Below are 21,019 nucleotides of genomic sequence, written 5' to 3'. Positions count from 1 at the left end.
CATCGCGTCGCGCATTCGGAGTATTGCCGCACCATCGTACGACTAAATCAGCTCATAAATTCAGCTCAAATCATCTTTCGATCTTTAGGGACCAAACCATGACGAAGAAAATGCCCAACGCCGGTGGTCCGGCGTTCTACTCCCTCGCCGACGCCGCGTGGATTCTCGGCGTCGAGCACGACCAGCTCCACCACGCCATCCGGGTGGGCGTCCTGCCGGTTGTCCGGCGGCGCTCCCAACTGGTGATTTCCGCCGACGCGCTCCGCCGCGTACTCGAAGGCGGTGCCCGATGACCGAACGCGACTACGAAAAGACGGCTGCTCGCCTCGACCGATACGCCGAGGTGCCCACGACCACGCTCGCGAGCCTCGTGACGGGGGAAGGACTTTGCTTCTGGGCTTTCACGCGCGACGACATACCCGAACTGACCGGCGACGGCCCACCCGACCGGGAGCTCGCCGCACGGCTCTGTGCGGGATGCCCGGTGGTCGATCAGTGCCTTGAACTCGATCTCCGCACCTACGGGCCGGACACGCTCGGAGTGTGGGGCGCGTTGCCCGACACCGACCGCCGAGCCCTCCACCCCGTGTGGCGACGCTGGCGGGGAGGGGAGGCGCGATGACGCTCAGTCTCACCTCGACCCAGGTTCTCGCTGGTGCAGGCGTCCTGCTCGCGCTGTTCGTGGTCTGGCGGTTCGGTGCGCGGAAAGCGCGCCGGGCTGCCGAGGCGGCCCGCACCGGGATCGGCGTGGTCTCGCTCGCCGGCCGGGTCTTGTTCACCGGTGCCGCGTTCACGGGCGTTCAGTGGCTGGTGATCACGCACCCCGGCAATCCGACGCTCTTGCTCGTGGTGCTCGGCGTACCGGACCTGATCGCCGCGCACGTCCTGACCCGCGCCCTGACGGTGACATCCATGGACGGCCCGCGCCGGGGAGGTGGTCGCCGATGAACAGGGACGAACGGAGCCTCGGCACCGTCCTGCGGTTGCCGTCGTCGCGAACACGGACTCCGGCACAGCGACTCGCCGAGCAGGCAGCCGAAGCAGCAGACGTCAGGCATTGGCAGAGCCACCCGGACGTGGTGGCTTTGCAGGTCGAACGCGTCCGAGTCCAAGTCGATCGGTTGTGCTGGGCCGGGATCATCCTCGGCTTAGCGTTCACCACAGCCAACGTGCAGTGGTTTGCGGCCGCCGGTGCTGTGCCCGGTTCGCTGCCGTGGCTGACAGCGTGGCTGCTCGACCCGACGGTGTCCCTGGTGTTGCTGGCGATCTTGCGCGCCGAGCAGGTCACCGCGCGGTACCAGGTGCGGACGGGCACGTGGGTCCGGGCGGCGAAGTGGCTGACGCTGGCGGCGACCTACGTCATGAACACCTGGTCGTCGTGGGCGGTCGGCTCGCCGGCCGGGGTGGTGCTGCACTCCGTACCCCCGATGGTCGTGTTCGTGGCAGCCGAGGCTGTCACGGATCTGCGGGACAAGCTCACGGCCGCTGTGAGCGTCGCGTTCATGAACGCCTCTGAACGGATCGAAGTTCATGAACCACCCGCACGCCAAGGCGCCCCCGTCCGACGCACGACCTTTGCGGACTATCTCGCGGCGGCGCGCGAGGCATGGACGCCGGACACGGACATCACTCCGGCCTGGGTCCGGCAGGTCACCGGTTGCTCGCGTGGCTTGTCTTCGCGGCTGGCGGCGGCGTTGTCGTCCGAAGCAGCGGACGGAGCACCACGTGACCAGTGAGCACGGCGCCGAGTTGGCGCGCGCGGAGTCGCGAGACGTCGAGCACGTGGGCCCGATCTTGGACGGAGAACTGATCGATGACACCTTGCCCCAACCTCGCGCCCGGAAGGTTCGACGTCGTTTCGTTCGGTGGTGGCTGCGCTCTCCACGGGTGCCGCTCTGGCTGAAGAGCAAGCCGCAGGCCATGCAAGCTTGCAAGGACGCGATTGCCTGTGTGGTCAAGGCTCCGTGGCGCTACGTCGGCGCTGTAGTGCGAGGCCTGGTCGTCGGTGCCCGATGGTGGCGGAACTGGGTCAAGGTACGCGACTACCGCACGGCGGCCGAAGAATCGGAGAAGCTGGCCGACAAGTTCACGGAGATTCGCGAACTCGCCCTGTTCCGATGGAAGGTCACCGGCGCCGTGCTCGCCGGCTCGGCGCTGGCGGTCGCCGTGACAGGTCTCGTGTACGGCCCGGCTCCACTGTGGATCGCAGGTGCCGTGCTGTCGGTCGCACTGGCGATCCTCGGACGACGGAAGGACGGCAGTCCCGGGCGGAAGCCGGCGCTCGCCGGGCCGCGAACGCTCACCTGGACCATGGACCCGCAAATACTCGTGGACGCGTTCCGGGACGCGAAGCTGATCGGAAAGGACGAGACGCTCCGGCTGGTCGAACGGGCGACCCGCGTCGGAGATGGCTGGGCTATCACGGTCGACCTGCCTGCGACCCGCAAGGCAGCCGACGTAGTGAAGAACCGGGACGCGCTCGCGTCGGCGCTGGCGGTCGATGAAGTGCAGCTCATCGTGGAGCGCGTGCGCGGAAACGGTGGCCATGCCGGGCGAGTCTCGATGTGGGTCGCAGACGAAGACCCCTACGCGTCGCCCCCACTGCCGACGCCGCTGCTCGGAGTGACGAAGTGGGACGCCTGGCGGCCCGTACCGTTCGGCCGGGACGCGCGTGATCGGCGGATCGACCTCCCGCTTGTGTGGACGTCGCTGCTGGTCGGCGCGATCCCACGCCAGGGCAAAACGTTCGCGGCCCGGCTCGCCGCATCCGGGCTGATCCTGGACGCGTGGGTGCGGCTGTACGTCGCGGACTTCAAAGCAGGGAAGGACTGGGACGCTGCCGGCCACGTCGCTTACCGGTTCATGTCCGGTGACGAGTCCGACCACGTGCTCACGCTCGTGGATTGGCTGGTGGAGCTGGTCGGCGAAGTCCAAGGCCGCTACCGGCGCATGCGCGACCTGGACGACCTGACCTGCCCCGAGTCGAAGGTGACAACGGAGATGTCCAGGGACTCCTCCCTGAACATGCCAATCACGGCGGTGTTCATCGATGAGGTCCAAGTTCCATTGGAGGATCGGACTCCCGTCGCAGTGCAGGGAAGGAAGCTCACGGCGGGCGAGTACATCGGCGAACTGCTCACCTGGCTGGCGAAGAAGGGACCAGCTGCCGGGATCGTGCTGGTCCTGGCCACCCAGCGGCCGGACTCGAAGACCATCCCATCCGGCCTGCGGGCGGTACTGGGCTCACGCTTCGCGCTCCGGGTGATGGACTGGCGCGACTCGAACATTGTGCTCGGCGAACAGATGAACACGAGAGGGTACGACTCCAGCCGGCTGCTGCCGTCGCACAAGGGCGTCGGCATTCTCCGGCCGGATGGCGACACGGCTGCAGGTGCGGACGTGCTGGCGATGACCGTCCGCACGTACTACATGCCGAACGAGGATTGGCAGGCCATCTGCCAGCAAGGTCGGGCACTCCGAGAAGCCGCCGGGACGCTCGCCGGTCACGCCAGCGGGCAGGACACCGTGCCGAAGCTGGACCACGCGGCGGTGGCCCGCGCGATCGGTGCGAGCGAATCGTTGGGAGGCGACACGACGCAGCCAGCCGAGCTCCCCGAACCGCTGGCATCGGTCGTGTCCTACCTGGGTGATGACGTCGATAGCCGCGCCTTCGTTCCGACAGCGGAGCTGGTCGAAGCACTCGAAGTCGAGCCGACCGCGTTCGGCCGCCAGATGGGCGAACACGGGTGCAGCCCGACCCGCGAGCGCGTACCCGGCGCCGACGGCGAAGTGCGGCGAGTCCGGGGATACCTGGTCGCCGACGTGCGCGCCGCTGTCGAACGAGCGCTAACGGCTGCCGAGTCCCGCGACGCGAGCGACGTCTATGACAGCTGACGAGGTCCCGGACACCGGGGATGCCGAGGTACCGCCCCAGCGCACCACGTCGCAGATCAGTGAGGAGTCCCGTGCCTACTGGCGCCCCATCGTTGCAGCGATGGAACCGATGACTGATGAGGACATCGCCGACGTCGCGGAGGTCATTCGGAGGAGTCGCGCGCGTAGGTTTCAGGAGGAGCAATCGTCGTGACACAAGAGAGGCGCCCGGGAACCTCGTCCCGGGCACCTCTTGCTTCTTGGTCTTGTACTTTCTAGGCGCGGTCGTTGCCCCTCTGCGCATGCCAGGCCGCAACGACGTTGGCAAATTCCTCGGAGTTATGCACCTTCAACCGCTCCCGGTCGAAAACTCGCCGACCGCTCAGGTCACCCGGCATGACGCACAGTTTGTCCAAACCCAACGCCTTGGTCAGCATCGCACGGCGCACCGCGACATCACCGCCAAGCCATTCGGCTTCAAGCTCGGCTGAGGATGACGCTTCTGTCGGACCTGCGGTGGCTCCAGCGGACAGCGTCTCGCGTTCGGCGTTCAGGCGGGCAAGGTCCGCCGCGAGCGGCTCGTTCGCAGCGTCGAAGGCATCGAGCGTGATCTTCCTCCGGCCCAGACGTTCGGACAGGCTCCTTTGGAGGGTTTCAACTTCGCTGATCTCCTGTGCGATGGCCTTGAGCTGTTCGCCCTCCCGCTCCACCACACTCGCCAAGCGCGCCGCCTGACGTTCGTCAGAGAGCCGAGCAACTGTGAACGCGAGTAGTTCCGCGTCGACCTTCGCCCGATCGATAAAGATCTTCCCGCACCCACGTCGGTGGCGAGCGCAGATGTAGGCACTGCGCTGTGTTCCGTCGGCGTAGAAACCCTTCTGATCCTTACGGGCGGTCAGCTTGGATCCGCACCTGCCACAACGAAGGATCCCGGTGCCGATGTAGGACAGCCCAGGAACGCGCCCACGTTTCCGCCCTGCAAAGAAGGCTTGCAGCCGATCGTAAGTGCGCTTATCGAGGATACGTTCGCCTTCGAGCCTTCCGACGATCTTGCCGTCGTGAACCAAGTGACCACCGAGCGAAGCGCGCTTCAGCGTTGCGACAACCGTCGCGGGTATCCACTCCAGTCCGTAGACAGAGTGGATACCCGCCGCGTTCCACTGGTCGGCTACCTTTTTTCCGGAACCGCCTTCGCTGAGCAGCAGCGTTGCCGCGTCGCGGAGCGCTTGCCGCTCCCGTTCGACCAGCTTTGCTGAGACCTCTGGGCGGTCCGCCTTCGTCTCGTATTCCGCTGGCACCCACGTCAGGTCTTTACCGGGAAAGCCAAACCGCCGTGGACCACCCGTCTCCCGTCCCTGCGACCTGAACGTTTCAAACCGCCGCTTCAGCCGTCGCGACGTGTCGTCGCTCGACCGCGCTGCGTGCGCGACCTCGATCCGAAGGATGAACCGGTCGTCCGGGTCGGCCAGATCTCGCGCGCCGTGCGCAGAGAAGACCTTGTAGCCGTTCTCGGCGAGGTCAATGAGCGCTTCGAGGTCGCGCGGCTGCCTGAACAGCCGGTCGGTGTGCCACACCACGCACCCGTCGGACTCCCCGGACTCGACCCTGGCGAGAAGGGCCTCCCAACCCTTCCGGCGAACGCCTCGCTTCCACGCGGACAGACCGTCGGATAGCTCTATCCCGAGCGTGCCGCCCACCCGACCGATCACCTTCCGGTTGTCGGCGTGCTGGGTTTCGATCTTCTCCAGCTCGCCGGTCTCCGGCACCTGCGACAGCCGCCCGTAGGAGTCCAGGACCAGCCGCCCAGGCTCCCCACCAGCGCTAACCTCGTCCTTGTTGACCATGCCCACCACTGTAGGTCAACAAAAGAAGGTCCGCCAAGCGTGCCTTGACAACAGCTCGCCGGCCGCAAGAAGGCTTCGGATCGGGGTGCCGTGGCGGGTCTGGGTGCAGGTTCCGCTGCGTGGGTGGGCGGCGGTTGTGAGATGCCGCGCGTGGCCTGGGTGGGTGGTGAGTAAGGCACGCGGGTGGCGGTTGCGTGGTGGCCAAAGCACCCCAATGTGGCGTTCGGTGCGTTGAGCGCAACGAACGCCGCATTGGGTGCGTTGAGCGCAACCAATGCCGCATTGGGGTGCGGCGAGAGGGGTCAGGCGGGGTCAGGCTGAGTAGGAGGCGGCGAGTTCCACCAGGGTGCGGGCGGCGAAGCCGGAGGCGCCGGGGACCACGTCGTCGTACGTCTTGTCGGCGCGGGCGGGGCCGGCGATGTCCAGGTGGGCCCAGGGCAGGCCGGCCGTGAACTCGCGGAGGAAGAGGGCCGCCATGATGCCGCCGGGGCCGCCGGGGGCCTGGCGGACGTCGCCGAGTTCGCCTTCGATGCCGGGGGCGTAGTCGTCGACCAGGGGCATGCGCCACCAGGATTCGCCGGCGCGGGAGCCCGCTTCGACCACGCGGGCGGCGAGGTCGTCATCTGTCGAGAACAGGCCGCCGGTGCGCAATCCCAGTGAGACCTTCATGGCGCCGGTGAGGGTGGCGGCGTCCACGACGAGGTCGGGCTTGAACGTCTGAATCCCGTAGGCGAGCGCGTCGGCCATGACCATGCGGCCCTCGGCGTCGGTGTTGCCGACCTCAGTCGTGCGGCCGCCGTAGTGGCGGACGATGTCGCCGGGGCGGTACGAACCACCGGAGACGTGGTTCTCGGCGGCGGGCACCAACGCCGTCACGCGCACCGCAAGACCCAGCGCGGCGATGGCGCGCACGGAGGCGATCACGGCCGCGCCGCCCGCCATGTCGGTGCGCATGAGGTGCATGCCGTCAGCCGGCTTCACGGACAGGCCGCCCGTGTCGAACGTGATGCCCTTGCCCACGAACAGCAGGTGGGTCTTCGCGCCGCGCGGGCGGTACTCCAGCTCGATCAGGCGCGGCGGGGAATCCGAGCCGCCGCCGACGGCGAGCACGCCGCCGAAGCCGTTGTCCGCGAGCCACTTCTCGTCGCGCACGTTCACGGTCACCGCGGCCGAGCCGACGACCTTCGCGGCAGTGTTCGCGAGCCACGCGGGGTTCTTGATGTTCGACGGTGCGTTGGCCAGGTCCCGCGTCAGCGCGGCGGCGGCCGCGAGCTCACGAACGCGGGCGACCTCGTCTGCGTACGCCGCGGCCGAAGGGCTCACCAGCCGGACGGTCTGCACCGCGGGCTTCGGGTCCTCTGTGGTCACGACGAACCGGTAGCCGCCCAGGAACAAGCCCATCGCGAGCTCGCCGACGTGCGCGGCGGACACGTCCTCGGGCAGCCCCACCTGGACGGTCCGAACCGGCTGGTCCACCGAGGACACCGCGCGCGCCAGCGCCGCCCCCGCGCGGCGGTAGTCGCGCGGTTCGCCCGCGCCGAGGCCCGCGACCCAGCGCACCGCGCCGTCGGCCGGGACTTCCTGCACGTCGCCCGCCTTGCCGGTCGCCTTCACCCCGCCGAGTTCCACCTCTGCGGACGAAAGTGCCAGCACCGCTTGCGGGGCCCCGCGCCGGAACGCGTCGGCGACCTCGATCTCGGGCAGTTTGGTCGGGACAGGCGGTAGCGAGTTACGCACAGTGAGCAACCTTCGGGCGCAGATGAACCGCGACCCCGGCCTCCATGAGGAGACCGGGGTTCGGTGAGTGGATGGGGAGGGGAGCCGGAATCAGCCGGTGACCTCCTGAAGTGCTGCGCCGAGGTCCTTCGCTTCTTCCGCGGAGAGCTCGACGACGAGACGGCCGCCACCTTCCAATGGCACTCGCATCACGAGGCCCCGCCCCTCCTTGGTCACTTCGAGGGGACCATCTCCGGTCCGGGGCTTCATGGCCGCCATAGCGTGCTCCCTCCGTCTCAACCGGCGCGCCCGGGTCGCGCACTCCCATGCCAGCCGGGTCTTGACCCCCATTGTCCCTCATCAGCGGCCGGGCGCGAACGCGGACCGATCATTTGCCGCCGTATCGGTGCTGGTATGCGCCACGCGGGGCTGAAAGACTCGGCGGAGGACCCACGATTACGCCAAGAGGAGCACCACAGTGACCACATCCGACGTCCTCCTGACCGCCGACGCCGACGGCGTGCGCACCCTGACCCTGAACCGGCCGGAGGCGTACAACTCGCTGACCGTCGCGCTCAAGGAACGGCTGCTCGCCGAGCTGCGCGCCGCGGCCGACGACGCGGACGTGCGCGCGATCGTGCTCACCGGCGCGGGCAAGGCGTTCTGCGCGGGACAGGACCTCAAGGAACACGTCGGGCTGCTGCAGGCGGGAGACCCCGCCCCGCTGCACACGGTGAGCGACCACTACAACCCGATCGTCAAGGCCATCGTGGACATGCCGAAGCCGGTCATCGCCGCGGTCAACGGCACGGCCGCCGGCGCGGGTGCCGCCTTCGCCTACGCGAGCGACCTGCGGATCGCCGCCGAGTCGTCGTCGTTCCTGATGGCCTTCGCGAACGTCGGGCTCGGCCCGGACTCCGGCGCGTCGTGGACACTGCAGCGGCTCATCGGCCTCGGCCGCGCCGCCGAGCTGATGCTGCTGGCCCGCACCGTCGACGCGGGCGAGGCGCAGCGCATCGGCCTGGTCGGCGAGGTCGTGCCCGACGAGGAGCTCGCCGCGCGCGCCCAGGCCGTGGCCGCGAAGCTCGCCGCCGGCCCGACGGTGGCGTACTCGAAGATCAAGCACGTGCTCGCCGTCTCCGCGCAGTCCTCTCTGGACGAAGCGCTCGCGGCCGAGGACGAGGCCCAGACCGCGCTCGGCGCCACCGCCGACCACACCGAGGCCGTGGAGGCCTTCGTCGGCAAGCGCAAGCCGAACTTCCAGGGCAAGTAGCCGTCAGTGTTCCGTCCGGTTCCGGCCGGACGGAACACTCACGAGCGGTTCGCCCGGAAGCAGCCCCAGACGTGGTCGTCGACCATGCCGGTCGCCTGCATCAGCGCGTAACAAGTGGTCGGGCCGAGGAATGCGAAGCCGCGCTTCTTCAGCTCCTTCGCCATCGCCTTCGACTCGTCGGTCACGGCCGGCACGTCGGACATCGTCCGCGGCCGCTTGTGCTTCGCCGGGGCGAACGACCACAGCAGCTCGTCGAGCGGCACGTCCAGATCAGCGATCGCGCGCGCGTTGTTGACGGCCGCCAGGATCTTCGCGCGGTTGCGCACGATGCCGGCGTCGGCCATCAGCCGCTCGATGTCGGCGTCGCCGAAACGCGCGACCTTCGCCGGCTGGAACTTGCGGAACGCTTTGCGGAAGTTCTCCCGTTTGCGCAGGATCGTGATCCACGACAGTCCCGACTGGAACGACTCGAGCGACAGCCGCTCGTACAGCGCGGCCTCGCCGTGCAGCGGCGTGCCCCACTCCTCGTCGTGGTAGGCGGTGTAGTCCGCCGTCGAGTTCCCCCAGGAGCAGCGCTTGACCCCGTCCTGGCCCAGCAGCTCGGTCACCGCTCACCGACCGAATAATCCTGCACGAACTTCGCGAACCGCTTCATCGACTGGTGCACGCCGAGCGAGAACGCCGGGCGCACCACGGGCCAGCCGAGGCGCCCGATCAGCCCGAACGGCAGGTCGAGGTGCTCGGCCCAGACGAACGTGGAGCGGGTCGGCCCGTTGGCCACGACCTGGAACGCCGCCGTGCCGCGCACGAGGCTGCCCAGGTGGCGCATGGTCACCCGAAGCGGCGGCTCCCACGCGGTGACCTCCATGGTGTCGGTGAACCCGACGCCGCCGATCCCCGTGGTGGCCGCGATCTTCGAGCCGACGCTGCGCCCGTTGCCCTCGAGCACCCGCACGGTGGTGCCGAGCACCCACTCGCTCTGGCGCGGCCAGTCGGTGAGCGCCAGCCACGTCGTGCCCGCCGGTGCCTCGACCTCGACGGACAGGATCAGGTCACTACTCACCCGCGGGCCTCGGCTCCGGCTGGGCCGCTTCGAGCTCCGCGACGCGGACGCGCAGCTCGTCGAGCTCCACTCCGAGCCGGCGCATCACCCAGTCCACTTCGGACATCTTGTACCCGCGCAGCACGAGCTGGTAACGCACGTGACGCACGTCCTCGCCGGTGATGTCCTCGGCGGGCAGGCGCGTGGGCGAGCTGCCCGGCGGCAGCGGGGCCAGCTCCTCGCCCCGGCCGAACACCACGGCGGCGAGCAGGAACACCACGGCGGCCACCAGCAGCATGACTACGAGGTAGATCAGCGCGGTCGTCACGCCACGATCGTGGCACACCGGCCCCAGGAACGTCGCGCGAGCACGACCAGACGCACCGACAGCAGTACATACGCCACCATCAGCAACACACACGGAACGGACAGGAACAGCCGCGAGACGTCCACGAACCCCGTCGCCACCACGAGAGTGAGCACCGAAGCGAGGTTCAGGCCGACGGCGCCGGCGATGAAGTACCCGCACGTGCGCGCCAGGCGGACGCCGTCGACGCGACGGCTCAGCCAGCGTGCGCAGACCAGCGCGATGAGCCCCACAGCGGGGACCACGAACACCGCGCCGTGGGAGAAGTGTGTGGCCACGCGGTACCACTCGGGCGTCGGGGTCGACAGGCGCGTCCAGTCGCCGAAGGTGAGGATCCGGGCGAAGTCCCAGGAAAGCTGCATCGCGGGCACGCCGAGCACGAGCTTCCACAGCGTGCGCACGCCGCTGTGCATGGACAGCTCCGCCTGGTAGTCGTCGGCGACCACCGCGACGCCGCCGAAGTCGGCCACCGCGCGGCGCTCGGCCTCCTCGGCCGGCCAGCCGCCTTCGCGGTACGCGTCGGCCGCGTCGTGCAGGCCGTCGCGTGCTTCGGAGAGCAGGTCGTCCTTCGTCGATCGGCAGCCGACGAGCCGCCGGTCGAGATCGGTCAAGTACCCCTCGATCGCGTTCACGCGCACCTCCCCCGCCGTCATGCCTCCGCCCGCAGGACGCCGCCGATCACCGTGGTGAACTCCCGCCACTCGGCTCGCTCGGCGGCGAGCGCCTGCTGCCCGGAGCGGGTGAGCCGGTAGGTGCGGCGCTTGCGCCCCGACACCACGTCCCACTCGCTGGCCAGGTAGCCGGCCCGCTCCAGCCTGCGCAGCGCCGGGTACACGGTCCCGGTCGGCAGGTCGAGCGCGCCGTCACTCCGCAGCGAGAGCGCCTCGATGATCGCGTAACCGTGCAGCTTCCGGCCGTCGAGCACAGCCAGCAGCAGCGCGTCGAGGTGCCCGCGCAACGTGTCCGCCTTCATAGGTGGGCAGTCTACTCATGTCGTCCCCGGAAGCGTAATCCCCCGTTCCACACCGGGGACCCGGGTAAAACCCTGAGATGACCCGGATCTCATAGATTTCTCTACTACATGTAGCCGCGCTACCTATACACTCGCTCGGCATGGACCCCCTACCCATAGCAAGACTCCAGTTCGCGACCACGACGTCGTTCCACTTCCTGTTCGTGCTGCTCACGCTGGGCTTGGTGACCGTGACAGCGGTCATGCAGACGCGCGCGACGATCAGCGGCACTCCGCAGCTGCTCCGCATGACCCGGTTCTGGGGCCGGCTGTATGTGATCAATTACGCGCTGGGCATCGCGACCGGAATCGTGATGGAATTCCAGTTCGGGCTTACCTGGACCGGGCTTTCCGCATTCGCCGGCGACGTATTCGGCGCGCCGCTCGCGATCGAGACGCTGGTGGCGTTCTTCCTCGAGTCCACATTCCTCGGGCTGTGGATCTTCGGCTGGGGCCGGCTGAACAAGTGGCTGCACCTGACGCTGATCTGGCTGGTCACGCTCACCGCGTACGCGTCGGCGCTGTTCATCATGGTCGCCAACTCGTTCCTGCAGAACCCGGTCGGCAGCCACCTGCAGGGCGGGGCGCTGCGCCTCGACGACTTCGGCGCGCTGCTCACCAACCCCGCCCTCGTGGCGTCGCTGCCGCACGTCATCGGCGGCGCGTTGATGACCGGCGGCTTCTTCGTGACCGGCGTGAGCGCGTACCACTTCCTCAAGCGCACCGCGGAGGTCGACTTCTTCACCCGCTCAATGCGGTTCGGCGTGGTCACGGCGCTGATCGGCAGCATCGTCACGATCAACCAGGGCTTCGTGCAGTTCGGCGAGCTCGCGAAGTACCAGCCGGACAAGCTCGGCGAGGGCGCCGTCGGGGTGCCGCTGGCGGCGATGATCGGGATCGGGTTCATCGCGCTGTTGTGCTCGCTGGCCGGCACGATCCTGCTGATCCGCAACTGGCTGATGCGCGCCCGGTTCCTGCATTACCTGATGGTGCCGGCGATCGTGCTGCCGTTCGTGGCCGCGATCTGCGGTTGGCTCGTGCGGGAGATCGGCCGCCAGCCGTGGCTGATCTGGGGGAAGCTGCGCACGGCCGACGCGGTCGCCGACGTGCCCGGCGGCCAGGTCCTGTTCTCCTTCATCGCGTTCGGCGTGCTGTTCGCGGCGCTCGCCGTAGCCGACTGGGTGCTGCTGTCGCGGGTCGCGCGGCGCGGGCCGGAGCCGGAAGAGGCGCCCGCGGAGCCCGAACTTCCCGTACTGAGCGGAGTCTGACGATGACGACCATCTGGTGGGGTGTGCTCGGGCTGCTGCTCGGCGGGTATTTCGCACTGGCCGGCTACGACTACGGCGTGGGCTTCCTGCTGCCCGGCCTCGGCCGCGACGAAGCGAAGCAACGGCGGGCGCTGGGTGCGCTCGGGCCGTTCTTCCTGGCCAACGAAGTGTGGCTGATCGCCGCCGTCGGGGTGCTGTTCGGCGTGTTCCCGCACCTGGAGGGCCGCGTGTTCGCCGGCGCGTACGTGCTGGTGGTGGCGCTGCTGTTGGGGCTCGTCACATTCACCGCGTCGGTTCAGCTGCGCAGCCGCCGGCCCGATGCTCGCCGCGGGCCGTGGTCGTTCGGCATCACGGCGGGCGCGCTGGTGACCACGCTGGCGTGGGGCTTGTTCCTGGGCAACCTCGTGCTCGGCCTGCCGGTCGACGCCCAGGGCAACCCGGTCGACGACGTGCTCGCGCTCTTCGACCCGTACGCCGTGTTGTGGGGGCTCGGATTCGTGGCGTTGTTCGGGCTGCAGGCCGCGGTGTTCCTCACCGTGCGCGGCCCGGCGGAGCTCGCCGGCCGGGCCTCGCGGTTCGCGAAGACGTTCACGACACCGGTCGGCACCTTCCTGGTGGTGGCCACGGCGTGGGGCGCGCTGGCGGTGTCGGGGATCTCGTGGGCCGCGATCGCGGTGGCGGCGGTGGCGTTCGCCGCGTTCGGGACCGTCCTGTTCGGACTGCGGTCCAAGCGGTACCGGCTCGCGCTGCCCGCGTCGATGTTGCTGTCCGCGACCCCGGCATTGGTGGTGGGCGCGCTGCGGTTCCCGACGATCCTGGTGTCCACTTCGGATCCCGCGTACGCGCTGACCGTTTCCGACGCCTTCACCGCACCCGAGACAGCGGGGCTGCTCGCGTGGTTCGCGGTGCCCGTGCTCGTGGTGCTGGTGGTCGTGCAGTGGCTGACCTGGCGGGCGAACCGCGGGCCGGTCGACCGGCAGTCGTTGCTCCACTTCTAGAGGGGAAAGAAATGCCGTCACTGCCCGGCTCGCGCCGGTACCTGGTCCTGCTCGGAGTCCTCGGCGCGCTGACCGCCGGGGTGGTCCTGTTGCAGGCCGAAGGCCTCGCGACGCTGCTCACCGGCGGCGGCCTGGGCGGCACGCTCCTTGTCGCCGTGGGCGCGCGGGTGCTGCTCACGCTGGGGCAAAGCGCGGTCACCTGCCGGTTCGCGGCCGACGCCCAGGCCGGGCTGCGCCGGCGGCTGCTCGGGTCGACGGCCGACGCCGGCGTGGTCACCACGCAGGTCACGAAGGGCGTCGACGCGACCACTGCGTACCTCACCGGCTACCTGCCGGCGCTAGTCGCGTCGGTGCTCGTACCGGTTGCCGTGGTGGTGCGGCTGGTCACGACGGACCTCACGTCGGCGTTGATCGTGGTGGCCACGCTGCCGTTGATCCCGGTGTTCGCGGCGCTGGTCGGAGCTCGCGCGAAGGCGCGCACGGAACGGCAGTGGGCGCTGCTCACACGGCTGGGCGGGCACTTCCTCGACGCCGTGCGTGGCCTGCCGACGTTGAAGCTGTTCGGCCGCGCCCGCGCGCAAGCCCAGCACGTGCGCGCGATGGCCGACGCCCACGCCGACGCGACGCTGGGCACGCTGCGCGTCGCGTTCCTGTCGTCGCTGGTCCTGGAACTGGTGGCCACGCTGTCGATCGCGCTGATCGCCGTGCCCATCGGGTTCCGCCTGCTCGAGGGCTCCCTCACCGCGCACACGGCGATGCTCGTGCTGGTGCTCGCGCCCGAGGCGTACCTGCCGTTGCGCGCGGCGGGCGCGAAGTTCCACGCGGCGACCGAAGGGCTCACGGCGTTGCGCGAAGCCCTGGCCACTCCCCTGCCGGCCCGGCGCGGTGGCACAGTGACCCGGCCGGCGGGCCCGCCGGAGATCGAGTTCGACGGTGTTTCCGTGCGCTACGGCGAGGTCACCGCATTGTCCGAAGTGGACCTCGTGATCGGACGCGGTGACCACGTCGCCATCACCGGGCCGAGTGGTTCCGGGAAGTCGACGCTGCTGGCCGTGCTGCTGGGGTTCGTCACGCCGACAACCGGCCGGGTGCTCGTGGATGGCGTCGACCTGCGGTCCCTCGACCACGCGGCTTGGCTGCGCGACACGGCGTGGCTGCCGCAGCGACCGACGTTGTTCAGCGGCACCGTCGCGGAGAACATCGCGCTCGGTTCCGATGGGGGAAAGCGAGCAGTCGACGTACCCGCCGCCGCCCGCGCCGCCGCGCTCGACGAGGTCGTCGCCGAGCTGCCCGAGGGCTACGCGACGCGCATCGGCGAGCTGGGCGCGGGATTGTCGGCGGGGCAACGGCAACGCGTCGGCCTGGCCCGCGCGCTTGCTCGGACCGACGCCGGGCTCGTGCTGCTCGACGAACCCACCGCGCGGCTCGACCGGCGCACCGAACAGGCAGTGCTCGACGGGGCCGCGGCGTTGCTGCCCAGCCGCACGGCGTTGTTCGTCGCGCACCACCCCGCGTTGGCCGCGATGGCGACGCGTTCCGTCCTACTCGTGGGCGGCCGAGTTCCGCTGGGGGCCCGATGAACGTCGCACGACTGCTCCGAGCCGCGTTGCTCGCGGCCGGGGCCGAGATCTCCGGGCTGGCGCTGACCGGCACGGCGGCGTGGCTGCTGATGCGGGCGGCCGAGCGTCCGCCGCTCGCCGCGCTGACCGTCGCGATCGTGGCGGTTCGCGTGTTCGCCTTGGCCCGCGGTGGTTTGCGGTACGCCGAGCGCCTGGCCGGGCACGAGGTCGTGCTGCGTTATCTCGGCGCGTTGCGGGCCCGGGTGTACGCGGCGCTCGTGCCGCGGCGCGTCGCCGAACATTCCGGCGCTGACCTCGTGACGCGGCTGGTGTCCGATGTGGACGCCGTACAGGACGCCGTGCTACGGCTGGCACTTCCGGCTGCGGTGGCGGGAATCGTCGGCCTGGCGTTGACCGTGGTCACGGCGTTCGTGAGCCTCCCGGCCGCGGCGGTGCTCGTGGCCGGGCTGCTCATCGCCGGCGGGCTGCTGCCGTGGCTGGCCGCACGTGTCACGGCGAAGAGCCAGGCCCTGACCTCGCCCGCGCGGCAGGAGCTGGCCGAACGCACGGTCGAACTGGTCACCGGCCGCCATGAACTCGTGGCCTACGGCGCCGAACCTCAGGCGACGAAAGCCGCCGGCACCGTGATCGACGGGATCGCCGCGCGGGCCCGCAGCGTCTCGACCCGGCTGTCAACGCTGACCGCGGCCGGCGCCTTCACCCAGCTCGCGACGACCGCAGCCGTGGCCTTGCTCGCCGGCGCGAGCCTGCCGGTGACCGCCGCGTTGACACTGGCCGCGCTGGCGTTGTTCGAGATCGTCCTGCCCCTGATCACCGCGGCCCAGCGAGTCCCGGAGCTGCGGACGTCGCTGGGCCGCGTGCGCGAACTGCTGGCGACCACCCCGCCGGAGACTCCCGAAAACACCGGACCCGGTCACCTGAAGCTGGAGAACGTGACAGTCCGGTACCCGGGCCGACAACCCGCCCTCCAGAACATCAACCTCGACCTCCCACCGGGCACCCGGCTGGGCGTGCTCGGCCCGTCGGGCGCCGGCAAAACCACCCTGCTCCACGTCCTGCTCGGCTTCACCACACCCACGTCCGGCCAGGCCACAGTGGACAGTCAACAGATCCAAGGCGCCAGCCCGCAGGTGGTCTCCGGCGCCCTCGCCGACGCGCACGTCTTCGCCACCACCGTCCGCGAAAACCTCCTCATCGCCTCGCCAAGCGCGTCCGACGAAGACCTCCGCACCGCCTGCACCGTCACCGACCTCGACGTCCCCCTGGACCGCGACGCCACCACCCTCTCCGGCGGCCAGCGCCAGCGCCTGATCCTCACGCGCGCTGTCCTCGCCGCCCCGCCGGTCCTCGTCCTCGACGAGCCGGTGGAAGGCCTCGACGAAACCCACGGCGACGAGGTCCTCGCCCGTGTCCTCGCGAACGCGGAAGGGACCGTCGTCCTCGTGACGCACCGCCCTGAGCACCTGGCCGGCTTCGACCGTGTGCTCAGCCTCGAGGACGGGCGGCCCGCACCTGCGCCATCGGCGGCCGGTCCAGCACGGGGATCTCGCTGACGTCGGGCAGCCACTCTCCCGCCACCTGCACGAACTGCGTCAGCCGCGCATCGGCGTCGGTCGGCACGCCGCAGCGGGCCAGGGCCGTGCCGAGGATCTGGCGAGCCATCACGCCCAGCTGCAGCAGCGAGCGGTTGCGGTGCTTGCGGACGCCGAGGTTGACCTGGGCGAGCCCGTCGAGGCCGTAGCGCTGTTCGGCGTCGAGCAGCAGGCCGATCTCCACGCCGTAGCCGCCGGCGAAGGGCACCGACTCGAAGAACTCGCGCGTGCCCGCGTACTCGCCGCCGAGCGGCTGCACGAGCTCGCCCAGCGCCGGGCGCAACGCGGACAGCACCGGTCGGGCCAGCAGCTCCGTCACGCGGCCGCCGCCCGTGCTCTCCAGCCGCAGCGGACGCCGGTAGAAGCCCTTCACCAGGTGCACGCCGGGTTCGGTGAGCAGCGGCCCGAGCAACGCCGGCACGAACGCCGGGTCCGGGTCCACGAGGTCCGAGTCGAGGAAGACCACGACGTCGCCGGTCGTCGCGGCCAGCGATCGCCACAGCACCTCGCCCTTGCCGGGACGCGGCGGCAGCTCGGGCAGCACGTCCTCGCGGTGCACCACCCGCGCGCCGGCCGCGGCCGCGACCTCGGCGGTGGCGTCGGTGGAACCGGAGTCGACCACCACCAGCTCGTCGACGACGTTGCCGAGCAGTGGCCGCACCGACGCGACGACGTCACCGACAGTTCGCTCTTCGTCCAGCGCCGGCAGCACCACGGAAACCGTGCGGTCACGCTTGGCCGCCAGGATGTCTGCGGGCGTCCACGCGGGTTCCTGCCAGGTGCGACGTTCGAACCAGCTCATCGGCCGATCGTGCCATGCTGGTGCCACCGACCTGCCCGCCGGAGGGAGACCCCTTGCTGCCCCTGCTCGTCCGTTTCGTGCTCGGCCCGCTGGTCCGCACGATCTACCGCCCCGAGGTCGAGGGTGTGGAGAACGTGCCGGCCGACGGACCGGTGCTGCTCGCGGCCAACCACCGCGCGGCGCTGGACACCGGCGTGATCACCTTCATCACGCCGCGCAAGGTGCGTTTCCTCAGCAAGGCCGAGTACTTCACCGGCACGGGCCTGAAGGGCCGCTTCATCGCCAACTCGCTCGACGCGCTGGGCTACATCCCCGTCGAGCGCGGCAGCGCCTCCGCCGGCCTCGCCGCCCTGGAAGCCGGGCGGCGCGTGCTCGACGACGGCGGCGTGTTCGCGATCTACCCCGAGGGCACGCGTTCGCTCGACGGCCGCCTGCACCGCGGCCACACGGGCGTCGCGGCGCTCGCGCTGTCCACCGGTGCGAAGGTCGTGCCCGTCGCGTTGTGGGGCACCGAGGGCATCCAGCCGAACGGCTCGAAGATCCCGCACGTGTGCAAGATCAAGATCAAGTTCGGCACCCCGCTGGACTTCTCCCGCTACGAGGGCCAGGACTCGTCGTCGGCCATCCGCCGCTCGGTGACCGACGAGGTCATGTACTCGATCCTCGAGCTTTCGGGCCAGGAGTACGTGGACACCTACCACAAGCGCCCGAGCGAGGGCGCCGCCTGAGCGGTCAGTCCCACTTCGGGGGCGCGGGCGGGGCGTAATCGGCGAAGCGGTCCAGCAGCGCCGACGCGTCGGCGTCGACCAGCAGCAGGTCGCGGTAGCCGGCGCCCAGGAACCCTTCGGTGACCATGTGGTCGGAGAAGGACACGAGCGGGCCGTAGTACCCGCCGACGTCGACGAGGCCGATGGGCTTCGAGTGCAGGCCGAGCTGGGCCCAGGTCCACACCTCGAACAGCTCCTCCAACGTCCCCGCGCCGCCGGGCAGCGTGAGGAAACCGTCGGACAGCGCGGCCATCTTGGCCTTGCGCTGGTGCATGTCGGGGACCACGTGCAGCTCGGTGAGGCCCGCGTGCGCGATCTCCACACTGGACAGGGCCTCGGGGATCACGCCGATCACTTCACCGCCCGCCGCCAGCGCGGCGTCGGCGACCACGCCCATCGTGCCGACGCTCGCACCGCCGTACACGAGGCCGATGCCGCGCTGGGCCAGCAGTTTGCCCAGTTCGGCGGCGGCCTCCGCGTAGGCCGGGGTGAAGCCCATCGAGGACCCGCAGAAGACGCAGACCCGGCGCAACGAGCTCATCAGTGGGTGTCCTCCCAGGCCTGGTACGACTCCTCGACCACGCGCACGGCGTCGTCGATGTCGTCGGTGAGGTGCAGCAGGTCGAGATCCTTCTCGCTGATCTTGCCACCGTCGAGCACCGACTTCGAGATCCAGTCGTAAAGCCCGCCCCAGTACTCGGTGCCGAACAGCACCACCGGAAACTTCGTCACCTTCTTGGTCTGGACCAGCACCAGCGCCTCGAAGAGCTCGTCGAGCGTGCCGAAGCCGCCGGGCAGGCAGATGAAGGCCTGCGAATACTTGATGAACATCGTCTTGCGCGCGAAGAAGTAGCGGAAGTTCACGCCCAGGTCGACCCACGGGTTCAGGCCCTGCTCGAACGGCAATTCGATGCCGAGGCCCACGGAGAAGCCGCCGGCCTCGTTCGCACCGCGGTTCACGGCCTCCATCGCGCCCGGCCCGCCGCCGGTGATCACGGCGAAGCCGGCTTCGGCGAGCGCGCCGCCGATCTTGCGGCCCAGGTCGTACTCGGGGTCGTCGCGCTTGGTCCGCGCGGAGCCGAACACGGTCACCGCGCGCGGCACCTCCGCGAGCGCGCCGAAGCCCTCCACGAACTCGGCCTGGATGCGCAGCACCCGCCACGGGTCGGTGTGCACCCAGTCGCTCGGGCCGCGCGCGTCCAGGAGCCGCTGGTCGGTGGTGCTGCCCTGGTCACGACGGTCGCGCCGAAGCACGACCGGGCCCTTGTGGCGCTCCACCGGGCGCTCGGGGTACTGGCCGTCCGGAAACTCAGACTGTTCACTCACCAACCCAGCCTACGGGCCGTCTCGCCAGGCAGAACCCCAGCGTCGCCACCATCGGGCGACGTCGGTGACGGCGAGGTGAACGGTCCCTTGTGGACCACCGGTCCACACCTACCAACGGCCGGTTCACGGCAAGTCCCGACGAAAGTAGCGCCGCGTATCGCGGACCGGCAAACGCCCTGATGTTCAAGGGTTTTTCGCGATTGATTAATGCCCGAGTAATGCTTTCCTGGGCCATTCGGAGCATTGACCGACCCTGTGACGACTCCTTTACTCACGGTGATCTCCCCGTCCCCGAAGGGAACCCGATGACCGGCAGAAGAGGGATCACCGCAGGTCTGGCCACCGCCGGGCTCGCCCTGTCCGCGCTCGCCGTCGCGGCGGCGCCCGCCTTGGCCGCACCCCCACCCGCCGACCCGCTGACCCTGGCGGCCACCGCGTCCGACCAGGCCACGAGCCTCTCCACGCTGCGTTCGAGCGCCGACGAGGCGTTTGCGCGCCCGTGACGTCGCCCGCGTCGACACCGGCCGGATCGACTCCTGGACGTTGACCGTCCAGCCCTTTCCGAAGATAAGGAGAAGCCCTTGTTGTGGAAGAAAAAGGCCGTCGCAGGACTGGCGACACTGGCGTTCGCGTTCGGCTCGCTCGCGCAGCCGTCCGTCGCGTCCGCCGCGGTGGCGCCGGACATCTCGCTCGCCAACATCAAGACGCACCTCAACCAGCTGGAGACCATCGCCCGCCAGAACGGCGGCAACCGCTCCGCCGGCGGCGGCTACGCGGCCTCGGTGTCCTATGTGGAGGGTAGGCTGCGCGCCGCCGGCTACACCGTGACACGCCAGACGTGCACGAGCTGCGCCGGACGCACGCAGAACCTCATCGCGGAATGGCCGAAGGGCGACGCGAACCGCGTGCTCATGCTCGGCGCGCACCTCGACAGCGTGAGCGCCGGCCCGGGCATCAACGACAACGGTTCCGGCAGCGCGTCGATCCTGGAGGTCGCGCTGACGCTGGCGCGCACCGACCCGGCGATGGCCCAACGCGTGCGGTTCGCCTGGTGGGCCGACGAAGAGTCGGGCATGCGCGGCTCGAAGTTCTACGTGAACAGCCTTTCCTCGGCCGAACGCGCGAAAGTCACCGCGTACCTCAACTTCGACATGATCGGCTCGAAGAACTGGGGCTACTTCGTCTACGACGACGTCGCTTCGATCAAGAACGTGTTCGACAAGTACTTCGCGTCCGTCGGGATCCAGACCGAGGGCGACCGCGAAGGCGACGGGCGCTCGGACCACGCGTCGTTCAAGAGCGCGGGCATCCCCGTCGGCGGTCTGGCCACCGGTGCGGGTGACGTGAAGACCGCCGCACAGCAACGCAAGTGGGGCGGGACGGCGGGTGCGGCGTTCGACAACTGCTACCACCGCGCGTGCGACACCGTCGCGAACATCCCGGACGCGCCGTTGGAGCGCAACAGCGACGCGATCGGTTACGCGGTCTGGCAACTGGCGACCACGTGACCACGGGCTGGGTTGGCGGCACGGGGTCGTCAACCCAGCCTGCTGAATATG

At 69.7% G+C, this 21,019-nt stretch carries 24 protein-coding genes; 13 read left to right on the top strand and 11 right to left on the bottom strand.

The annotated features are described in order from the left end of the window. The first annotated feature begins 98 nt into the window (after nucleotides 1–98). From ABZU76_RS19590 to ABZU76_RS19570, 5 genes are all read left to right on the top strand, one after another. Nucleotides 99–293, top strand: a complete 195-nt coding sequence (locus ABZU76_RS19590) for a helix-turn-helix domain-containing protein (RefSeq protein WP_354871307.1) — start codon at nucleotides 99–101, stop codon at nucleotides 291–293. Continuing rightward, nucleotides 290–622, top strand: a complete 333-nt coding sequence (locus tag ABZU76_RS19585) for a WhiB family transcriptional regulator (RefSeq protein WP_354871305.1) — start codon at nucleotides 290–292, stop codon at nucleotides 620–622. Before ABZU76_RS19590 ends, ABZU76_RS19585 begins: the two co-directional genes overlap by 4 nt. After that, complete coding sequence (locus ABZU76_RS19580; protein ID WP_354871303.1) at nucleotides 619–948, top strand: hypothetical protein; 330 nt, start codon at nucleotides 619–621, stop codon at nucleotides 946–948. The genes ABZU76_RS19585 and ABZU76_RS19580 overlap by 4 nt, the downstream gene beginning before the upstream one ends. Then, on the top strand, nucleotides 945–1,736 hold the full coding sequence (locus ABZU76_RS19575; RefSeq protein ID WP_354871301.1) for a hypothetical protein: 792 nt from the start codon (nucleotides 945–947) through the stop codon (nucleotides 1,734–1,736). The genes ABZU76_RS19580 and ABZU76_RS19575 overlap by 4 nt, the downstream gene beginning before the upstream one ends. Nucleotides 1,737–1,920: 184 nt before the next feature. Beyond that, on the top strand, nucleotides 1,921–3,894 hold the full coding sequence (locus tag ABZU76_RS19570) for a cell division protein FtsK (RefSeq protein WP_354871597.1): 1,974 nt from the start codon (nucleotides 1,921–1,923) through the stop codon (nucleotides 3,892–3,894). Between the two features lie 254 nt (nucleotides 3,895–4,148). On the opposite strand, the gene ABZU76_RS19565 is transcribed toward ABZU76_RS19570, so the two are convergent. From ABZU76_RS19565 to ABZU76_RS19555, 3 genes are all read right to left on the bottom strand, one after another. Then, nucleotides 4,149–5,717 (bottom strand): recombinase family protein, encoded by a 1,569-nt coding sequence (locus tag ABZU76_RS19565; RefSeq protein WP_354871299.1) that lies wholly within the window; start codon nucleotides 5,715–5,717, stop codon nucleotides 4,149–4,151. Between the two features lie 312 nt (nucleotides 5,718–6,029). Further along, entirely contained in the window at nucleotides 6,030–7,454 is a 1,425-nt protein-coding gene (locus ABZU76_RS19560) for a leucyl aminopeptidase family protein (RefSeq protein ID WP_354871297.1), read from the bottom strand. A 90-nt stretch (nucleotides 7,455–7,544) separates the two neighbouring features. Continuing rightward, nucleotides 7,545–7,712, bottom strand: coding sequence for a DUF3117 domain-containing protein (locus ABZU76_RS19555; RefSeq protein ID WP_005155393.1), 168 nt, complete (start codon nucleotides 7,710–7,712; stop codon nucleotides 7,545–7,547). 199 nt (nucleotides 7,713–7,911) lie between these two features. Between ABZU76_RS19555 and ABZU76_RS19550 the strand changes: the two genes are divergently transcribed. After that, entirely contained in the window at nucleotides 7,912–8,706 is a 795-nt protein-coding gene (locus ABZU76_RS19550) for an enoyl-CoA hydratase-related protein (RefSeq protein WP_354871294.1), read from the top strand. A gap of 38 nt (nucleotides 8,707–8,744) precedes the next feature. Here the strand turns inward: ABZU76_RS19550 and ABZU76_RS19545 are convergent, their stop codons facing one another. From ABZU76_RS19545 to ABZU76_RS19525, 5 genes are read right to left on the bottom strand one after another with little or no spacing between them, the layout of a single operon-like run. Then, entirely contained in the window at nucleotides 8,745–9,314 is a 570-nt protein-coding gene (locus ABZU76_RS19545) for a DNA-3-methyladenine glycosylase I (protein WP_354871292.1), read from the bottom strand. Further along, nucleotides 9,311–9,769 (bottom strand): SRPBCC family protein, encoded by a 459-nt coding sequence (locus ABZU76_RS19540; protein ID WP_354871290.1) that lies wholly within the window; start codon nucleotides 9,767–9,769, stop codon nucleotides 9,311–9,313. Before ABZU76_RS19540 ends, ABZU76_RS19545 begins: the two co-directional genes overlap by 4 nt. Then, a complete protein-coding gene (locus ABZU76_RS19535) occupies nucleotides 9,762–10,076 on the bottom strand; it encodes a DivIVA domain-containing protein (protein ID WP_220246407.1) in 315 nt (104 codons plus the stop codon). Before ABZU76_RS19535 ends, ABZU76_RS19540 begins: the two co-directional genes overlap by 8 nt. After that, a complete protein-coding gene (locus ABZU76_RS19530) occupies nucleotides 10,073–10,747 on the bottom strand; it encodes a permease prefix domain 1-containing protein (RefSeq protein ID WP_354871287.1) in 675 nt (224 codons plus the stop codon). The genes ABZU76_RS19535 and ABZU76_RS19530 overlap by 4 nt, the downstream gene beginning before the upstream one ends. A 17-nt stretch (nucleotides 10,748–10,764) precedes the next feature. Beyond that, nucleotides 10,765–11,088, bottom strand: a complete 324-nt coding sequence (locus ABZU76_RS19525; protein WP_220246405.1) for a helix-turn-helix transcriptional regulator — start codon at nucleotides 11,086–11,088, stop codon at nucleotides 10,765–10,767. Between the two features lie 140 nt (nucleotides 11,089–11,228). Here ABZU76_RS19525 and ABZU76_RS19520 point away from each other — a divergent pair, with 140 nt between their 5' ends. Genes ABZU76_RS19520 through cydC form a run of 4 tightly spaced genes read left to right on the top strand, consistent with a single transcriptional unit; the run spans nucleotide 11,229 to nucleotide 16,526 of the window. After that, nucleotides 11,229–12,395, top strand: coding sequence for a cytochrome ubiquinol oxidase subunit I (locus ABZU76_RS19520; RefSeq protein ID WP_354871284.1), 1,167 nt, complete (start codon nucleotides 11,229–11,231; stop codon nucleotides 12,393–12,395). A 2-nt stretch (nucleotides 12,396–12,397) separates the two neighbouring features. Continuing rightward, nucleotides 12,398–13,393, top strand: coding sequence for a cytochrome d ubiquinol oxidase subunit II (locus tag ABZU76_RS19515; protein ID WP_354871282.1), 996 nt, complete (start codon nucleotides 12,398–12,400; stop codon nucleotides 13,391–13,393). 11 nt (nucleotides 13,394–13,404) lie between these two features. After that, entirely contained in the window at nucleotides 13,405–14,973 is a 1,569-nt protein-coding gene (gene cydD, locus ABZU76_RS19510; RefSeq protein ID WP_354871280.1) for a thiol reductant ABC exporter subunit CydD, read from the top strand. Beyond that, complete coding sequence (gene cydC, locus ABZU76_RS19505; protein ID WP_354871277.1) at nucleotides 14,970–16,526, top strand: thiol reductant ABC exporter subunit CydC; 1,557 nt, start codon at nucleotides 14,970–14,972, stop codon at nucleotides 16,524–16,526. Before cydD ends, cydC begins: the two co-directional genes overlap by 4 nt. On the opposite strand, the gene ABZU76_RS19500 is transcribed toward cydC, so the two are convergent. After that, nucleotides 16,459–17,367, bottom strand: coding sequence for a glucosyl-3-phosphoglycerate synthase (locus ABZU76_RS19500; RefSeq protein ID WP_354871275.1), 909 nt, complete (start codon nucleotides 17,365–17,367; stop codon nucleotides 16,459–16,461). The two genes, cydC and ABZU76_RS19500, sit on opposite strands and share 68 nt — an antisense overlap. A 53-nt stretch (nucleotides 17,368–17,420) precedes the next feature. Between ABZU76_RS19500 and ABZU76_RS19495 the strand changes: the two genes are divergently transcribed. Continuing rightward, nucleotides 17,421–18,095 carry a lysophospholipid acyltransferase family protein gene (locus ABZU76_RS19495; RefSeq protein ID WP_354871272.1) on the top strand — a complete coding sequence of 225 codons (675 nt, stop codon included), beginning with the start codon at nucleotides 17,421–17,423 and terminating at the stop codon, nucleotides 18,093–18,095. A 4-nt stretch (nucleotides 18,096–18,099) separates the two neighbouring features. Here the strand turns inward: ABZU76_RS19495 and ABZU76_RS19490 are convergent, their stop codons facing one another. Then, entirely contained in the window at nucleotides 18,100–18,675 is a 576-nt protein-coding gene (locus ABZU76_RS19490; protein WP_354871269.1) for a TIGR00730 family Rossman fold protein, read from the bottom strand. After that, a complete protein-coding gene (locus ABZU76_RS19485; RefSeq protein WP_354871266.1) occupies nucleotides 18,675–19,460 on the bottom strand; it encodes a TIGR00730 family Rossman fold protein in 786 nt (261 codons plus the stop codon). Before ABZU76_RS19485 ends, ABZU76_RS19490 begins: the two co-directional genes overlap by 1 nt. Nucleotides 19,461–19,765: 305 nt before the next feature. Between ABZU76_RS19485 and ABZU76_RS19480 the strand changes: the two genes are divergently transcribed. Together ABZU76_RS19480 and ABZU76_RS19475 are read left to right on the top strand one after the other, a co-directional pair. Beyond that, complete coding sequence (locus ABZU76_RS19480; protein WP_354871264.1) at nucleotides 19,766–19,963, top strand: hypothetical protein; 198 nt, start codon at nucleotides 19,766–19,768, stop codon at nucleotides 19,961–19,963. A 78-nt stretch (nucleotides 19,964–20,041) separates the two neighbouring features. After that, nucleotides 20,042–20,968 (top strand): M28 family metallopeptidase, encoded by a 927-nt coding sequence (locus ABZU76_RS19475; protein ID WP_354871262.1) that lies wholly within the window; start codon nucleotides 20,042–20,044, stop codon nucleotides 20,966–20,968. Nucleotides 20,969–21,019: the final 51 nt, after the last annotated feature.

Origin of the sequence: Amycolatopsis sp. NPDC005232 (assembly GCF_040607795.1) — a bacterium.
GTDB lineage: Bacteria > Actinomycetota > Actinomycetes > Mycobacteriales > Pseudonocardiaceae > Amycolatopsis.
Note: the sequence above shows the minus strand (reverse complement) of the source record. Positions and strands in the feature narration are given on the sequence as shown.

Excerpts from the sequence above, each read along its gene's own strand:
- ABZU76_RS19590 (WP_354871307.1), top strand. The coding sequence starts at position 99 with ATGACGAAGAAAATGCCCAACGCCGGTGGTCCGGCGTTCTACTCCCTC.
- ABZU76_RS19555 (WP_005155393.1), bottom strand. The coding sequence starts at position 7,712 with ATGGCGGCCATGAAGCCCCGGACCGGAGATGGTCCCCTCGAAGTGACC.
- cydD (WP_354871280.1), top strand. The coding sequence starts at position 13,405 with ATGCCGTCACTGCCCGGCTCGCGCCGGTACCTGGTCCTGCTCGGAGTC.
- ABZU76_RS19580 (WP_354871303.1), top strand. The coding sequence starts at position 619 with ATGACGCTCAGTCTCACCTCGACCCAGGTTCTCGCTGGTGCAGGCGTC.
- ABZU76_RS19585 (WP_354871305.1), top strand. The coding sequence starts at position 290 with ATGACCGAACGCGACTACGAAAAGACGGCTGCTCGCCTCGACCGATAC.
- ABZU76_RS19565 (WP_354871299.1), bottom strand. The coding sequence starts at position 5,717 with ATGGTCAACAAGGACGAGGTTAGCGCTGGTGGGGAGCCTGGGCGGCTG.
- ABZU76_RS19575 (WP_354871301.1), top strand. The coding sequence starts at position 945 with ATGAACAGGGACGAACGGAGCCTCGGCACCGTCCTGCGGTTGCCGTCG.
- ABZU76_RS19490 (WP_354871269.1), bottom strand. The coding sequence starts at position 18,675 with ATGAGCTCGTTGCGCCGGGTCTGCGTCTTCTGCGGGTCCTCGATGGGC.
- ABZU76_RS19515 (WP_354871282.1), top strand. The coding sequence starts at position 12,398 with ATGACGACCATCTGGTGGGGTGTGCTCGGGCTGCTGCTCGGCGGGTAT.
- ABZU76_RS19570 (WP_354871597.1), top strand. The coding sequence starts at position 1,921 with ATGCAAGCTTGCAAGGACGCGATTGCCTGTGTGGTCAAGGCTCCGTGG.
- ABZU76_RS19525 (WP_220246405.1), bottom strand. The coding sequence starts at position 11,088 with ATGAAGGCGGACACGTTGCGCGGGCACCTCGACGCGCTGCTGCTGGCT.
- ABZU76_RS19520 (WP_354871284.1), top strand. The coding sequence starts at position 11,229 with ATGGACCCCCTACCCATAGCAAGACTCCAGTTCGCGACCACGACGTCG.
- ABZU76_RS19480 (WP_354871264.1), top strand. The coding sequence starts at position 19,766 with ATGACCGGCAGAAGAGGGATCACCGCAGGTCTGGCCACCGCCGGGCTC.
- ABZU76_RS19500 (WP_354871275.1), bottom strand. The coding sequence starts at position 17,367 with ATGAGCTGGTTCGAACGTCGCACCTGGCAGGAACCCGCGTGGACGCCC.
- cydC (WP_354871277.1), top strand. The coding sequence starts at position 14,970 with ATGAACGTCGCACGACTGCTCCGAGCCGCGTTGCTCGCGGCCGGGGCC.